Consider the following 15,075-nt stretch of genomic DNA (forward strand, 5'->3'; position numbering starts at 1 on the left):
TTGCGCTCACAGGTGAACGGTTTTTTGCGGCGGCACGCCCCGACAGGCTTGCGGGCGTCGGGCCGCGCGTCTCCCGGTGGGCTCCTATATTCGGCCGCGATGCGGGTACACCTCGTCGACGGCACCTTCGAGCTCTTCCGGGCGCACTACTCGAAGCGGCCCGGCCACGTCGCGCCGGCGGGCTGGGACGCGAAGGCCACCGTCGGGCTCGCGAGCTCGCTCCTGGCCCTCCTGCACGACGAGGGCGAGGCGGTCACCCACGTCGCGGTCGCGTTCGACAATCCCATCCGCTCTTTCCGGAACGACCTCTGGCCGGGGTACAAGACCGACGACGGGGTGCCGCGGGAGCTGCTCGCGCAATTCGACGCCGCCGAGGCGGCGGTCCGTGCGCTGGGCGTGACCGTCTGGTCGATGCGCGAGTTCGAGGCCGACGACGCGCTGGCCACCGGCGCCGCCCGCTTCCGCGACGCGGCGGTCCAGGTGCGCATCCTCACGCCCGACAAGGACCTGGGGCAGTGCCTGTGGGGACGCCAGGTCGTGCAGGTCGACCGCATCCGCAAGCGCGAGATCGACGAGGAGGCGCTCCTCGCCCGTCGCGGCATCCGGCCCGAGAGCGTCCCCGACTACCTGGCGCTCGTGGGCGACGAGGCGGACGGGATCCCCGGGCTCGCCGGGTTCGGGGCGAGGACCGCCTCGGCGCTGCTCGCACGGTTCGTCCACCTCGAGGACATCCCCCTCGACCCGGGGCGCTGGCCCGCCGGTATCCGCGGCGCGGCGACGCTCGTGCGCGCGCTGGACGCGGGACGGGAGGCGGCCATCCTCTACCGGCGGCTCGCCACGCTCGTCCGCGACGTGCCGCTCGCAGAGTCGCTCGAGGACGTGCGCTGGCAGGGCATCCCGCGGGCGCGCTTCGAGGCGTGGTGCGACGAGCTCGGCGCTCGCTCGCTCGTCCCGGCGCTGGACGCGCGCCGCGCACGCTGGGACGGCGGCTGATCGCCGCCGCGCCGGGGCAGGGGGCGCCGCGGGCGTAACGGGACGCCACACCCGAGAGGGCGGATTATTCCGGGTCGGCGGCCCGTTCCCGATCGGCGGCCGGTGCGGGGTCGAGGAGCAGTCCTCGCCCCCGGCACCGGTGTGTCCATCGCGCAGAAGCTGCGCTCGCCGCGGCGCCCGGGCACCTCGGATCGGCTCCATCCGGCGGTCGTCGGGGAGATCGACGGCCTCGGCGGGCAGCGTCGGCGGCGCATCCCCTGCGCGCTGGCGCTCGCGGACGCGCGAAGTCCACATCCGCCGGCCGACGTGAAGACAGTCGCCTGACACATCGTGTAATTTCCACGGCTTCCAGGAACTGTCCGGCGCAGACGTGAAAGCAGCCCAGGGGCGGGTGCCGGAGCCTCAGCTCTCTGGGCCGAAGAATCGCCCCGGGCGAAGATCAGAAGCAGTCGAGTACGAACAGTGAAGGTTCCCCGCTCGTGAGATGCAGGGGCACCAAGGAAGAGGACATGACGACGAAGACCTCCACGATCATCTGGACGGATATTGACGAAGCGCCTGCGCTGGCCACGTACTCGCTGCTCCCCATCGTCCAGGCCTTCACCCAGGGTACCGGCGTCGCCGTCGAGACGCGGGACATCTCGCTCTCCGGCCGGATCATCGCGAACTTCCCGGAGAACCTGACCGAGAGCCAGCGCATCCCCGACTACCTGGCCCAGCTCGGCGAGCTCGCGCGGACGCCCGAGGCCAACATCATCAAGCTGCCGAACATCAGCGCCTCGATCCCCCAGCTCAAGGAGGCGATCAAGGAGCTGCAGGGGAAGGGCTACAAGCTCCCGGACTACCCCGAGAACCCCAAGGACGACGCCGAGAAGGCGATCCAGGCGCGCTACGCGAAGTGCCTCGGCAGCGCCGTGAACCCGGTGCTCCGTGAGGGCAACTCCGATCGCCGCTCGCCGCTGTCCGTGAAGGCGTTCTCGAAGAAGCACCCGCACAAGCTCGGCGCCTGGACGTCCGACTCGAAGGCCCACGTCGCGCACATGACGAGCGACGACTTCTACGGCCACGAGACCTCGATGACCGTCCAGCAGGCGATGGACTACCGGATCGAGTTCGTCTCCGCGGACGGCAAGGCCACCGTCCTCAAGAAGAAGGCGCCGCTCAAGGCGGGCGAGATCATCGACTCGACCGTCATGAGCATTCGCGCGCTGCGCAAGTTCTACGAGGAGCAGATCGAGGACGCGAAGAAGAACGACGTCCTCTTCTCGCTGCACCTCAAGGCCACCATGATGAAGGTCTCCGACCCCGTCATGTTCGGCCACGCCGTGACCGTCTTCTTCAAGGACGTGTTCGAGAAGCACGCGGCCGCGCTCAAGCAGGCGGGCGTCAACCCGAACCTCGGCCTCGGCGACCTCTACAAGAAGATCCAGGCGCTGCCGGCGGAGACGCGGGCGGAGATCGAGGCCGACATCAAGGCCGTCTACGCGAAGCGCCCGGCGCTCGCGATGGTCGACTCCGACAAGGGCATCACGAACCTCCACGCGCCGAACGACATCATCGTCGACGCGTCGATGCCGGTCGTGGTCCGTGAGTCCGGCAAGATGTGGGGCCCGGACGGCAAGCTCAAGGAGACGAAGGCCGTCATCCCGGATCGCTGCTACGCGACGATGTACCGGGAGATCATGGAGGACTGCCGGAAGAACGGGGCGTTCGACCCGGCGACCATGGGCAGCGTGCCGAACGTCGGCCTCATGGCGCAGCAGGCCGAGGAGTACGGCTCGCACGACAAGACCTTCATCGCCCAGGGCAACGGCACCGTCCGCGTCGTGAACGACGAGACGGGCGCGACGCTGCTCCAGCAGTCGGTCGAGGAGGGCGACATCTTCCGCATGTGCCAGGCGAAGGACGCCGCGATCCGTGACTGGGTGAAGCTCGCGGTCACCCGCGCCCGGGCCACCGGCGCGCCGGCGGTGTTCTGGCTCGACAAGGCTCGCGCGCACGACGCGCAGGTCATCGCGAAGGTCGAGAAGTACCTGAAGGACCACGACACGGTCGGCCTCGAGATCCGCATCCTCGAGCCCGTCGAGGCGATGCGCTTCTCGGTGAAGCGGATCCGCCAGGGCCAGGACACGATCTCGGTCACGGGCAACGCCCTCCGCGACTACCTCACGGACCTGTTCCCGATCCTCGAGATCGGCACCAGCGCGAAGATGCTCTCGATCGTCCCGCTCCTCGCCGGTGGCGGCCTGTTCGAGACCGGGGCGGGCGGCTCGGCGCCGAAGCACGTGCAGCAGTTCGTGAAGGAGGGCTACCTGCGCTGGGACTCGCTCGGCGAGTTCTCCGCGCTGGGCGCCTCGCTGGAGCACGTCGCGGCGACGTCGAAGAACGAGAAGGCCGCTGTCCTCGCCGAGGCGCTCGACAAGGCGATCGGCAAGTTCCTCGACAACAACAAGTCGCCGGCCCGCAAGGTGGGGCAGATCGACAACCGCGGCAGCCACTTCTACCTCGCCCTGTACTGGGCGGAGGCGCTCGCGGAGCAGACGAAGGACAAGGACCTCCAGGCGCGCTTCGCCAAGCTGGCGAAGCAGCTCGGGGAGAACGCCGCGAAGATCGACGCGGAGCTGATCGCGGCCCAGGGGAAGCCGGTGGACACGGGCGGCTACTACCGGCCGGATCCCAAGAAGACGGCTGCGGCGATGCGCCCCAGCCCGACGTTGAATGCAATCGTTGACGCTATGGCGTAGTAGCAGGGAATCGAACCAGATCTTCTCGAGGAGATAGAAATGGCTAGACCGAAGATTGCATTGATTGGTGGCGGTCAGATCGGCGGCGTGCTGGCGCAGCTCGCCGCGCTGCGCGAGCTGGGCGACGTGGTCCTCTTCGACATCGTCGAGGGGCTGCCCCAGGGCAAGACGCTCGACATCGCCGAGGCGGCGCCGGTCGACGGCTTCGACGTGAGCCTCAAGGGCACGAACAGCTACGAGGACATCAAGGGCTCGAACGTCGTCATCGTGACGGCCGGCCTGCCGCGCAAGCCGGGCATGAGCCGCGACGACCTCATCGCCGTGAACTCGAAGATCATGACGTCGGTGGCCGAGGGCATCAAGCAGTACGCCCCGGACGCCTTCGTCATCGTGATCTCGAACCCGCTCGACGCGATGGTGACGCTCTGCCAGCGCATCACCGGGTTCCCGCACCACCGCGTGGTCGGCCAGGCCGGCGTGCTCGACTCGGCGCGCTTCGCGGCGTTCATCGCCTGGGAGCTCGGCGTCTCCGTGAAGGACGTCACGGCGGTCACGCTGGGCGGCCACGGCGACGACATGGTGCCGCTCGTCCGGTACACCAGCGTCTGCGGCATCCCGGTGATGGAGCTCCTCGAGCAGAAGTACGGCGCCGCCAAGGCCGCCGAGGTCATGGCCGCGATGGTGAAGCGGACCCGTGGCGCGGGCGGTGAGGTCGTCGCCCTGCTCAAGACGGGCAGCGCCTTCTACTCGCCGGCCTCCAGCGCCATCGCGATGGCCGAGTCGTTCCTCAAGGACCAGAAGCGGGTCCTCCCGACCTGCGCGTTCCTCAAGGGCGAGTTCGGCGTCGACGGGCTCTACGTCGGCGTTCCGGTCGTCATCGGCGCGGGCGGCGCCGAGCGCATCCTCCAGCTGAAGCTCAACGCGGAGGAGCAGGCGATGATGGACAAGTCGGTGAAGGCGGTCCGGGATCTCGTCGGCAGCATGAAGTAGCGCGCTCCCGCGACGAACGAAGCTCGAGGCCCCGGTCGCCGAAAGGCGGCCGGGGCCTCTTCGCTTCAGGCCGGGCCTGCGCGGGAGAGGGCAGGGCGGCTTCAGGGCGAGGTCGCGCCGGAGCTTGCCGCGCGCGGGGCGTCGGAGAGCCCCGCCTCCTCCGCGGAGATCCGGGCGAAGACCGACCAGTCGAGGTCGCCCCAGCCGCGCGCGAGCGCCGCCAGCATGCGATCGCGCACGAGGCTCGCGAGGGGGAGGGGGACCGCGAGCCGCTCGCCGGCCTCGAGCAGCAGCCGGTTGTCCTTGATGCCGAGCGGCAGGGCGAACCCCGGCGGCGAGAACCGCTCCTCCACGAGGAGGCTGCCGTACCCGCGGTAGACCGGCGCATCGAAGAGCGTGCCGAGCAGGACCTCCAGGAACTTGCGCCGATCGACGCCCCCCTTCGCGACGACGGCGGTCGCCTCCGCCAGCCCCTCGATGGCGGCGGTGATGAGGAAGTTCCCCGCGAGCTTCACGAGGTTCGCCTCGGGCGGGCGCGCGCCGACCACGAGCACCTGCCGGCCCATCGCCTCGAACAGCGGCCTGGCGAGGGTGATGTCTGCCTCGCGGCCCGCGGCGACGATGGACAGCTTCGCCGCCGCGGCGGCGTCGGGTCGGCCGAACACCGGCGCCGACACGAGCCGCCGGCCCGCCTCCTCGTGCCCGCGCAAAAGCCGCTCCGCCGTGGCGACGCCGATCGTGCTCATCGACACGTGGAGCCCGCCGCGGGGGAGCCCGGCGAGGAGTCCGTCCGGGCCGGAGACCACCGCCTCGAGCGCGCGGTCGTCGGAGACCATCGTGAGCACCACGCCGCCGCGGGCGGCCTCGGCGGGCGTGCCCGCGACGGTCGCCCCGTCGCCCGCGAGCGCCTCGGCGCGCGCGCGGGTCCTGTTCCAGACCGTCACGTGGTGACCGGCGCGCAGGAGGTTGCGCGCCATGGGCTGCCCCATCGAGCCCAGCCCGACGAATCCGACGTCCATGACATTGCCCCGGCGCTCACCCTAACCACCGGCACCGGCCCCGGCCCGCGCGACCCTGAGCGAAAGGCGCGTCGCCGGACGCTCGCCCGGAGGGATGGCGCCGGAGCGCCGCGCTACGGCCCGACCGTGCCCGCGCCGGCACGATCCGGGACGAGCCCGGCCCCGCGCGCCTCCTCCTCGAGGAACGCCCACAGCGCCGCGATGCGCGGGACGTCGCGCAAGGCGCGGTGCGCCACGAGCCAGAGCGCGCCCCCGCGCAGCGGCGGCAGCGAGCGCCGGAGCGCCGGCGCGAGCGGGATCTCCACGAGGCCGCAGACCTTCGCCGTGTGCGGATCGGACAGGAGGACCCCGGCGCCAGCGGCCGCGGCCGCGAGCTGCGCCCCCATGTGGCTGGTCCTGAGCACGATCGCCGCCGGCGGCACCCGCTGCGTGACGAGCTGGGCGGGCGGCAGGTGGCCGAGGTCGTCGCCCCAGGTGATCCAGCGGGCCTCGTCGAGCCGGCGCAGCACGCCCAGCTCGACCGCGTAGGCGGGGGCGCCGTACACGCCTCCCCGCGTCTCGCCGAGCTTCTTCACGACGAGGTCCCCCGACGCCGGGCGGGTCGTCCGCAGCGCCAGGTCGGCCTCGCGGCGGGTCAGGTCCGCGTACGTCACGCTCGCGTCGACGGAGAGCCGCAGGCGCGGGTGACGGCGCAGCAGCCGCGGCAGCGCGGGCGCGACGAGGAACTCCACGACGCCGGGCGGCGCGGTCAGCCGCACCTCGCCTTCCGCCAGCGCCTCGCGCCCCTGCGCGGCGAGCGCGAGCCCGGTGGCGGCCCGCTCCATCGCCTCCGCGTGTGGCCCCAGCTCCTCTGCGAGCGCGGTGGGGAGGACGCCGTCCGGCGTCCGATCGAACAGGTGGGCGCCCAGGGCCGCCTCGAGCGCGTCGAGCCGGCGCGAGGCGGTGGAGGCGTTCACGCCGAGGCGCGCGCCGGCGCCGGAGAAGGAGCGCGCCTGCAGGAGCGCGAGCAGGACCTGCGCGTTGTCCCAGCGGAGCCTTTGCATGGATGCAGAGGTAGCCCGCAGGACTGCGCGTTGCCATGCGTTCGCGCGGAGGTCAGATCGGAGACGAAAGGACCTCGAAAGGACCTCCACCCATGACGCTCCTCCGGAACCCCTCGCAGTCCCCCCTTCACGCCGACGGCCCCGTGGAGCTCGCCCCGCCCCCGCTGCACGTCGTCTTCGGCGCGGGCCAGATCGGTACGCGCCTCGCGATGGAGCTCCTCTCCCGCGGCCTGCGGGTCCGGATGGTGCGGCGTGGCCAGCCCGGTCGCGCGCTCCCTGGCGTGGAGTGGCGGCGCGCCGACGCCGCCGATCGCGAGGCCGCGACCGAGGCCGCCCGCGGCGCGGCGGTGGTCTACGACTGCGCCAACCCCGCGGACTACCACCGCTGGGACGAGGTGCTCCCCCCGCTGAAGCGCGGCGTGCGCGACGCCGCCGCCCGGGCCGGCGCGCGGCTCGTCGTGCTCGACTGCCTGTACATGTACGGTCGGCCGGACCGAGCGCCCTTCGACGAAGACACGCCCATGAACCCCTGCAGCCACAAGGGCGAGCTGCGGGCGATGCTGGCGCGCGAGCTCGTCGAGGCGCACGCGCGCGGCGAGGTCCGGGCGACGACCGGGCGCGCCTCCGACTACTTCGGGCCGGAGGTGCCGACGGCGCTCCTCGGCGCCCGGTTCGCCGAGCGGATCCTCGCGGGGAAGCCCATCGAGATGGGCGGCGACCCCGACCAGCCCCACGGATACAGCTACGGACCCGACGTGGCCCGGGGCCTCGCGGTGCTCGGAACGAGCCCGGCGGCGGACGGCCGGGTGTGGCACCTGCCGCTGGCCTGGACCGGCACCACGCGCGGCCTCGTCGAGGCGATCGGGGCGGCGCTGGGCCGGCGCGGCCGGGTGCGGGCAGTGCCGGACTGGGTCATGCGCGCAGCGGGCCTCGTGAGCCCCGTGCTCGGCGCCGCCGCCGAGATGACCTACCAGTGGAAGGTGCCCTACGTCATCGACGACCGGCGCTTCCGCGAGGCCTTCGGGGTCGAGCCGACCGCTCGAGAGCAGGCGGTGGCCGAGACCGCGAGCTGGATCCGCTCGCTCGCTGGCGCGAAAGCGGCCTGAGCGGCGACCGGGCGCGGCGCGCGCTATGCTGGAGGCCCGCCGCGCTTCCGAGCTCGCTCATGACCCTCGACGAGACCACGCGTTACCTGCACGACCACATCCCCCTCACGCGCCACCTCGGGGCCGTGGTCGAGGCGTACGACCGGACCTCCGTCCGCCTCGCGGCGCCGCTCGCGCCGAACCTGAACCACCGGAGCACCGCGTTCGGCGGCAGCCTCTCGGCGCTCGCCATCCTCGCGGGCTGGACGCTGCTGCACCTCGCCCTCCGCGAGCGCGGCATCGAGGCGCGCCTCGTCATCCAGCGCAGCGAGGTGGACTTCGACGAGCCCGTCGACGGCGACTTCACCGCGACGGCGTCCCTGCCGGGCTCCGCCGACTGGGAGCGCTTCCTCGCGACGCTCGCGCGGCGGCGGAAGGCGCGCGTGCGCGTCCGCGGCGCCATTCACTCGCAGTCGGGGGTCGGCGGTACGTACGAGGGGGTGTACGTGGCGGCGCGGCTCGACGGCGCTCCCGCCGCGTAGGCCGCCCGAGCGTCTCGCCGTCGGAGCCGGGAGGCTCAGGCGGCGAAGACCATCTCCTCCGCGGGGCAGGGCGCGAGGACCGCCTCGGTGCCCTTGTAGAGCGGCGTGAGGTCGGGGAAGGGCGCCGGGACGTGCGGGGCGGCGGGGTCGAAGGCGTGCCGCAGCGTCTCCTTGCCGTGCGCGAGCGCGGTGAAGACGAGGCCGTGTCCGAACGGAAGGTCGTAGGCGGGCAGCTCGACGACCGCCCCGTGCCAGATCGCCTCCTCGAGCGCGTCGAACGCAGCCTGGACGTCGGAGAGCTCGAAGCCCGCCGCGGACCGCTCGCGCGCGATCCGCCGCACGTAGGCGAGCAGCTCGCTCACGTCACGCGCGCGCACGGCGGCGGTCAGCCGGTGATAGAGCTCCTCGATGCGCCGCCGCGTCGCCTCGTCGCCGTCGCGCCCGTAGCGCTCGTTCTCCTCGGTCGCGTGCACAGCCTCGTCCACGATCGCGGGCTCGTACGCGATCAGCAGGTCCTCGACGTTCATGGCGACCGTTCTCCTCGGCGCGGGTCCACCCGCGACAGGCGCAACATAGCGACCAGCGCCCGATAAGGAAAAGTCATTCTGGCTATGGCGACGATAACCGCGACGCATGAGTCGCGCAGAGACTGCGCGACGCCGTGATTCCGACCCGAGCACGCAGGCCCGCAGTGTCATTCCAGCCGTACGGAGCGCGCCGACGTGGCTTGCGAAGCGGCGTCCCGGGGTGCGACTGTGGCGCCTCGCCACGCCCATGGAGAGCCGGTGAACGTACTCGTCCTGAACTGCGGCAGCACCTCGGTGAGGTTCGCCGTCGTCCACTCGTCGAACGGCCACGAGCACGTCTCGGGCACGGCGCAGCACCTGGGGACCCCTCAGGCGATGCTCGAGCTCCAGCACGAGGGGCGCAAGCGGTCGCGGCCTCTCGCCGGCGGCGACCACGAGGCGGCCCTGCGCGCGGTGGTGGACGTCCTGCGCGAGGTGGGGCTCGCCGACCGGATGCTCGGCATCGGACACCGGGTCGTGCATGGGGGGGCGAGGTTCTCGGGGTCGAGGTTCATCACCCCCGAGGTCGTCGCCAAGATCGAGGAGTGCGTCCACCTCGGACCTCTCCACAACCCGCCCAACCTGCTCGGCATCCGGCTCGCGCAGCAGCTCTTCCCGGGGGTGCCGCAGGTCGCGGTGTTCGACACCGCGTTCCACCAGACGATGCCGCCGCGCGCGTACCTCTACGCGGTCCCGTACGAGTGGTTCGAGCAGCACGAGGTGAGGCGCTACGGGTTCCACGGCACGAGCCACCACTACGTGTCGCTGCGAGCGGTGTCGCAGCTCGGCCTGGATCCGGACGACCACGCCATCGTCACCGCGCACCTCGGCAACGGCTGCTCGCTCGCGGCGGTCCGCAACGGCAAGAGCCTCGACACGACGATGGGGCTCACGCCGCTCGACGGCGTGGTCATGGACACGCGCAGCGGCTCCATCGACCCGTCGATCATCGCGCACATGAAGACGTCGCTCGGGTGCGACGCCGACCACGTGATGGACGAGCTGAACAAGAGCTCCGGCCTGCTCGGCCTCTCGGGGCTCAGCGCGGACATGCTGACCCTGCAGCGCGCCGCCGAGGGCGGGCACGCCCGCGCAGCGCTCGCCATCGACAAGTTCTGCCACTCCGTCGCGAAGGCGGCGGCGGGGATGACCGTGGCGCTCGGCCGGCTCGATGCGCTCGTCTTCACGGGGGGCATCGGCGAGAACGCCGCGCAGGTGCGCGCCCAGGTGGTCGAGCTGCTCGGCTTCACCGGCCTCGTGCTCGACCCCGACGCGAACGCGTCCCATGGCAAGGCGCTGTGCGGCCGGATCACGCGGACCACGCGGCCCATGGCGGCCGTCGTCGCGACGAACGAGGAGCTCATGATCGCGATGGACACCGCCGAGGTCATCGAGCGGACGCAGGCCTCCGGCGGACGCCGGGCGAGCTGACGTCCCCGGCGCGCCGGGAGCTCCGGAGGGTGCGCGCCGGTGGGTCCGGGTGGGATCGCGTGCGCTCCGCGCGCGGAGCCGTTTGCTCGCCGAGCCCGGACCGGCTCGGCTACGATGCACGGCGGGTCGAAAGCAACCGTCCGTGCGCGGAGCGCCGACGCGCGAGCCGCGGTTCCCCTGGGAGAGAACATGAACGTCACGTGTCGCGGCGCCGCCGCCCTCGCGCTCTGCACGCTCGTCGCCTGCAGCAGCAGCGACAGCAAGCCCGCCCCCGTCGTCCCGGGGAACCAGCCGCCGATCGCGCAGGCCGGCTTCGATCGCTCGGTCGGCAAGAACGCCGTCGTCACGCTCGACGGCTCGGCGAGCGTGGACCCCGAGGGGTTCCCGATCGCGCACCTCTGGACGATGGTCTCGCGGCCGGCGGGGAGCAGCGCGCGCCTGCAGAGCCCCACCTCCGACGTCACCCAGTTCACGGCGGACGTCCCGGGCGCGTACGTCGTGCGCCTGCAGGTCTCGGACGGCGTGAACTCGCCCGTGAACGACGAGGTGACCATCACCTGCGAGAACCAGGCGCCGGTCGCCAGCGCCGGCGCGGACCGCGAGGGCAGCCGCGGCCTCGAGCTGTCGCTCTCGGCCTCGGGGAGCTACGACCCCGACGGCGATCCCCTCGTCCTCGGGTGGACCCTCGTGACGCGGCCGATCGGCAGCGCGGCCGCCCTGTCCGCCCAGGCCACCGCCACCACCTCGCTCACCCCCGACGTCTTCGGCACCTACGTGGTCCGGCTGACGGTGAGCGACGGCGTGGTGTCCTCCTTCGACGACGTGACCATCACGGTGCGCAACCATGCCCCCGTGGCGAACGCCGGCCCGGACCTGGAGTCGAACGACGGCGCCACGCTGGCCCTCTCGGCCGCGGCCTCGTCCGACCCGGACGGCGACGCGCTCACCTGCGCCTGGACCCTCACCGCGCGCCCGACCGGCAGCGCCGCCGTGCTCTCCGATCCGACCGCGTGCGCCCCGACCGTCACCTTCGACGCGGAGGGCGTCTACGCCTTCTCGCTCCTCGTGAGCGACGGCTCGCTTCAGAGCGCGGCCGCCGACGCCGTCCAGGTCACGGTGCACAAGAAGGTCTGGCTGCTGGGGCACTCCGTCGTGGACGCCGAGTACTCGCGGTCGCTCGATCGCGTGGTGACGGTGGGCACCACGCCCAACCGACTCTACGTCGCCGATCCGGTCGCGGGGACCGAGCAGTCGGTGGACCTCTCGCTCGCGCCCACCGCCGTGAGCGTCTCGCCGGACGGGCTCCACGCCGCCGTCGGCCACAACGGCTACGTCTCGTACGTGCGGCTCTCCCCCGCGCCGCTCGCGGTGGAGAAGGTCATCCCCACCACCTCGGACGTCTTCGACGTGGTGCTCGCGGGGAACGGCTTCGTCTACGCCTTCCCGCGCGTCGATCAGTGGGTCGAGATCCACTGCCTGAACGTCTCGACCGGAGCCGAGACGCTGAGCTCGAGCTGGTCCATCCGTGCCGGCACGAAGGCGAAGCTGCACCCCGGGGGCACGTTCATCTACGGCGCCGACAACGGCCTCTCCCCCGCGGACATCGAGAAGTACGACATCGCCGCGGGCACCGCGAAGTACCTCTACGACTCGCCGTACCACGGCGACTACGCCATGTGCGGCGACCTCTGGATCTCCGAGGACGGGCTGCGGATCTTCACCGCCTGCGGGAACTCCTTCCACTCGAACACGACGACCGGCTCGACGTCGGGCGCGGACATGACCTACGCCGGCGCCCTGGAGGCCACCACGCGCGTGCGCTGGGTGGACCACTCGCTCGCCGCGGGCCAGGTCCTCGCCATCCCCGCCGTCGACTCGTGGACGTATCCTCCGCAGCCGGCGGGCGATACGGAGCTCCGCGTCTTCGGCGACGACTTCCTCGCGAGGCAGGACACCGTCGCGTTCCCGCGCGTCGGCGTGGGCGGCAAGGGCTTCCTCGCGCACGGCCGGTTCGCGTTCTTCTCCAGGGACGGCACCCGGCGCTTCGTCCTCTTCGAGGTGGACGCGAGCTCGGGGCTGCTCGCGCCGTACGGCGTCGTCGCGTACTGACGCGCCCGCTCGCCCGGGACGGCCTCGTCCAGCTTCAGCGGACGGGGCCGTCGCCGGCCGGGTACCGGAACTCCATCGGCACCTTCACGTCCGGGTGGAGGCTCCGCGCCACCGGGCAGGTGCGCGCGATCTCCTCGAGCCGCGCCCGCTCCTCGGGGCGCGCCTCCCGAGGCATGTCGATGGCGAGCACGAGCTCGCCGATGCGCCGCGGCGGGGGCGTCATGCGCTTCTCCACCGCGGCGCGGGCGTCGCCCCACGCGAGCCCCTCGCGCTTTGCCACGAGCGCCATCGTGCTGAGGGCGCACGCGGCGAGCGCCGCGCCCACGAGGTCCGTCGGCGAGAAGCTCGAGCCGTCGCCGCCGTTGTCGCGGGGCGGCACGGTGGTGAGGCTCGAGCCGGAAGGGCCGTGGGCGAGCTGGCAGGTGAGGCCCTGGATCGCTGCGGTCATCGGTACGCCGGACATGGGCGCTCCTCGGTAGGAAGCCTGGAAACAGAAGGCGAGTCTAACCGGCGCGAGCGCCGCGCGGGGCGGGGTTTCCCCGCTCGAGGTCGCCGGTGTATGGCAGAGGGATGCTCGACGCCCGCGTCCTCGCGTTCACCGGCATCGCCGCGCTCGTCACACTCACCCCGGGCGCCGACACCCTGCTCGTCGTCCGCAGCGCGCTCGTCCGCGGGCGGCGCGCCGGCATGCTCACGGTGCTGGGCGTCTGCGCCGGCCTGTTCGTTCACGCGACCCTCTCCGCGCTCGGGCTCTCCGTGATCCTCGTGCGCTCGGCGAGGGCCTTCGAGCTCGTGAAGCTCGCCGGCGCCGCCTACCTCGTCTTCCTGGGGCTCCAGGCGATCTGGAGCGCCGTGCGCGGCGTCCCCGCGGCGGCGCCCGGCCTCGAGCCCGTCGGCGCCCACCGCGCCTTCGTCGAGGGGATGCTCAACAACGTCCTGAACCCGAAGGTCGCGGTCTTCTACCTCGCGTTCCTGCCGCAGTTCATCGGCCCGGGCGACCCGGTGCTGGCGAAGTCGATCCTCCTCGCCGGCATCCACTTCACGGAAGGGATGATCTGGCTGTCGCTCGTCACCCTGTTCGTCGGCCGCATGCGCGGCGCGCTCGCGCACCCGAGGGCGACCCGCGCCCTGGAGAGCCTCACCGGGCTCGTGCTCATCGGGTTCGGCGTGCGTCTGGCCATGGCTCGGCGCTGAGCGCGCGCGCCTCCGCCGCCCCCGCCGGCCCCTCGCTCGCGAGGACGAGCGCCTCGAGCCAGCGCAGCACCGTCGCCACGCGCGCGGTGGATCGGAGCTCGGGGTGTGTCACCGCCCAGATCTCGTTCGCCGGGGGCCGGAGGGAGGGCAGCACCGGCGCGAACGCCGGGTCGTCCCGCACCGTGCTCACCGTGAGGAGCGCGATGCCAGCGCCCGCGGCGCAGGCGGCGTGCATCATGGTGGTCGTGCTGGCGCGGACGGCGACGCGCGCGCCGGCCGCGGTCTGGCGCACCCAGGCCTGCGTGCGCATCCGGTCGAAGTCCTGGTCATAAAGGATGAGATCGTGCCGCGCGAGGTCGCGCGGGTGGCGCGGCGTGCCGCGCCGGGCGAGGTAGGCGGGCGCGGCGAAGAAGGCGTAGCGCTCGAGGCCGAGGCGGCGCGCCACGAGCGATCGCTCCCGCGGGCGGAAGAGGCGGACCGCGACGTCCGCCTCGCCGCGGGTGAGATCCAGGGCGCGGACGTCGGCCCGGATCTCGATGGTGAGGCCGGGGTGGGCCTCGAGGAAGGCCGGCAGCGCGGGCGCGAGGACGAAGGAGGCGAAGCCGTCGCCGGTCGTGACGCGCACCGAGCCCGTCGGGCGCGAGTCGGCGCCGGAGAGCGCGCGCTCCGCCTCGAGGAGCTCCGCCTCGACGCGCTCCGCGTAGGGCAGGAGCCGCTGCGCGGCGGCGCTCGGCGCGAGCCCCTCCGGCGTCCGCGTGAAGAGGCGCGCCCCGACGGCGGCCTCCATGGCCGAGAGGCGCCGGCCGACGGTGGTGGAGGCGGTGCGCAGCACGCGCGCGGCGCCGGCGTGGCTGCGCGCGCGGTGCACGGCGAGGAAGATGCGGAGGTCGTCCCAGGCGAACATGAGCCCATCCTGTCCAAAGCCGTGCATCCGTGCACGCCCGGAGTGCACAAACGTGCAGATACGCCGCCAGTCGGGGAGAGCAAGATCAGGCTCGACGGGGAAGGGAGATCCGCCCCGGAAGCGAGGAAGGCGTCATGTTCGGAGCTTGGCCGTTCGGGTGGAGCGTTCGAGAGACGGGGAGCCGGGAGCTTCCGGCGGAGGCGACCACGCGGGTGCGCCCGGGCCGCCGCGGGGTGGTGCTGCGCGCCGAGGCGGGGCTCGTCCACGTCACGCAGTCCGGCGATCTCGAGGACCACGTCCTCGCGGCCGGCGAGGAGCTCAGGCTCCCGGCCGGCGGGCTGGTCGTGGCCTTCGCGCTCGCTCCTTCGCGCCTCGCGGTCCGCCAGCCGCGGCGGGAGCGGTCCGTGACCATCCCGTGCCCTGCTATCCTCCCGGCCTCCCACCAGCGAGGGTGA

14 protein-coding genes are annotated in these 15,075 nt (G+C 72.6%); 9 read left to right on the top strand and 5 right to left on the bottom strand.

Going from position 1 to position 15,075, the window contains the following annotated elements; all coding sequences use genetic code 11:
- Nucleotides 1–99 precede the first annotated feature (99 nt).
- The 3 genes from MNZ29_RS05465 (at nucleotide 100) to mdh (ending at nucleotide 4,727) form a co-directional block, all read left to right on the top strand.
- On the top strand, nucleotides 100–993 hold the full coding sequence (locus MNZ29_RS05465) for a 5'-3' exonuclease H3TH domain-containing protein (RefSeq protein ID WP_242333796.1): 894 nt from the start codon (nucleotides 100–102) through the stop codon (nucleotides 991–993).
- Nucleotides 994–1,502: 509 nt separating this feature from the next.
- Nucleotides 1,503–3,737 carry an NADP-dependent isocitrate dehydrogenase gene (locus MNZ29_RS05470; protein ID WP_242333793.1) on the top strand — a complete coding sequence of 745 codons (2,235 nt, stop codon included), beginning with the start codon at nucleotides 1,503–1,505 and terminating at the stop codon, nucleotides 3,735–3,737.
- A 39-nt stretch (nucleotides 3,738–3,776) separates the two neighbouring features.
- Entirely contained in the window at nucleotides 3,777–4,727 is a 951-nt protein-coding gene (gene mdh / locus MNZ29_RS05475) for a malate dehydrogenase (protein ID WP_242333790.1), read from the top strand.
- Between the two features lie 101 nt (nucleotides 4,728–4,828).
- On the opposite strand, the gene MNZ29_RS05480 is transcribed toward mdh, so the two are convergent.
- Together MNZ29_RS05480 and MNZ29_RS05485 are read right to left on the bottom strand one after the other, a co-directional pair.
- The gene (locus MNZ29_RS05480) at nucleotides 4,829–5,746 is read right to left on the bottom strand and encodes an NAD(P)-dependent oxidoreductase (protein WP_242333787.1); all 918 of its coding nucleotides are present in this window, start codon (nucleotides 5,744–5,746) and stop codon (nucleotides 4,829–4,831) included.
- Between the two features lie 113 nt (nucleotides 5,747–5,859).
- A complete protein-coding gene (locus MNZ29_RS05485) occupies nucleotides 5,860–6,789 on the bottom strand; it encodes a LysR family transcriptional regulator (RefSeq protein ID WP_242333784.1) in 930 nt (309 codons plus the stop codon).
- Nucleotides 6,790–6,881: 92 nt separating this feature from the next.
- On the opposite strand from MNZ29_RS05485, the gene MNZ29_RS05490 reads away from it, so the two are divergent.
- A complete protein-coding gene (locus tag MNZ29_RS05490) occupies nucleotides 6,882–7,895 on the top strand; it encodes an NAD-dependent epimerase/dehydratase family protein (RefSeq protein ID WP_242333781.1) in 1,014 nt (337 codons plus the stop codon).
- A 59-nt stretch (nucleotides 7,896–7,954) separates the two neighbouring features.
- Nucleotides 7,955–8,416 (top strand): YiiD C-terminal domain-containing protein, encoded by a 462-nt coding sequence (locus tag MNZ29_RS05495; RefSeq protein WP_242333778.1) that lies wholly within the window; start codon nucleotides 7,955–7,957, stop codon nucleotides 8,414–8,416.
- Nucleotides 8,417–8,451: 35 nt separating this feature from the next.
- Here MNZ29_RS05495 and MNZ29_RS05500 read toward each other — a convergent pair whose 3' ends face one another.
- A complete protein-coding gene (locus MNZ29_RS05500; protein ID WP_242333775.1) occupies nucleotides 8,452–8,943 on the bottom strand; it encodes an RsbRD N-terminal domain-containing protein in 492 nt (163 codons plus the stop codon).
- 258 nt (nucleotides 8,944–9,201) lie between these two features.
- Between MNZ29_RS05500 and MNZ29_RS05505 the strand changes: the two genes are divergently transcribed.
- Both MNZ29_RS05505 and MNZ29_RS05510 read left to right on the top strand, forming a co-directional pair.
- Complete coding sequence (locus MNZ29_RS05505) at nucleotides 9,202–10,413, top strand: acetate/propionate family kinase (RefSeq protein ID WP_242333772.1); 1,212 nt, start codon at nucleotides 9,202–9,204, stop codon at nucleotides 10,411–10,413.
- Nucleotides 10,414–10,602: 189 nt separating this feature from the next.
- On the top strand, nucleotides 10,603–12,522 hold the full coding sequence (locus MNZ29_RS05510; RefSeq protein WP_242353499.1) for a PKD domain-containing protein: 1,920 nt from the start codon (nucleotides 10,603–10,605) through the stop codon (nucleotides 12,520–12,522).
- Between the two features lie 34 nt (nucleotides 12,523–12,556).
- On the opposite strand, the gene MNZ29_RS05515 is transcribed toward MNZ29_RS05510, so the two are convergent.
- A complete protein-coding gene (locus MNZ29_RS05515) occupies nucleotides 12,557–12,985 on the bottom strand; it encodes an OsmC family protein (protein WP_242353501.1) in 429 nt (142 codons plus the stop codon).
- Between the two features lie 107 nt (nucleotides 12,986–13,092).
- On the opposite strand from MNZ29_RS05515, the gene MNZ29_RS05520 reads away from it, so the two are divergent.
- Entirely contained in the window at nucleotides 13,093–13,716 is a 624-nt protein-coding gene (locus MNZ29_RS05520) for a LysE family translocator (RefSeq protein WP_242333764.1), read from the top strand.
- Here MNZ29_RS05520 and MNZ29_RS05525 read toward each other — a convergent pair.
- On the bottom strand, nucleotides 13,676–14,620 hold the full coding sequence (locus tag MNZ29_RS05525; RefSeq protein ID WP_242353503.1) for a LysR substrate-binding domain-containing protein: 945 nt from the start codon (nucleotides 14,618–14,620) through the stop codon (nucleotides 13,676–13,678). The two genes, MNZ29_RS05520 and MNZ29_RS05525, sit on opposite strands and share 41 nt — an antisense overlap.
- A gap of 134 nt (nucleotides 14,621–14,754) precedes the next feature.
- Between MNZ29_RS05525 and MNZ29_RS05530 the strand changes: the two genes are divergently transcribed.
- Complete coding sequence (locus MNZ29_RS05530; protein ID WP_242353505.1) at nucleotides 14,755–15,075, top strand: DUF2917 domain-containing protein; 321 nt, start codon at nucleotides 14,755–14,757, stop codon at nucleotides 15,073–15,075.

The organism is Anaeromyxobacter sp. SG64 (assembly GCF_022690745.1).
Lineage (GTDB): Bacteria > Myxococcota > Myxococcia > Myxococcales > Anaeromyxobacteraceae > Anaeromyxobacter > Anaeromyxobacter soli.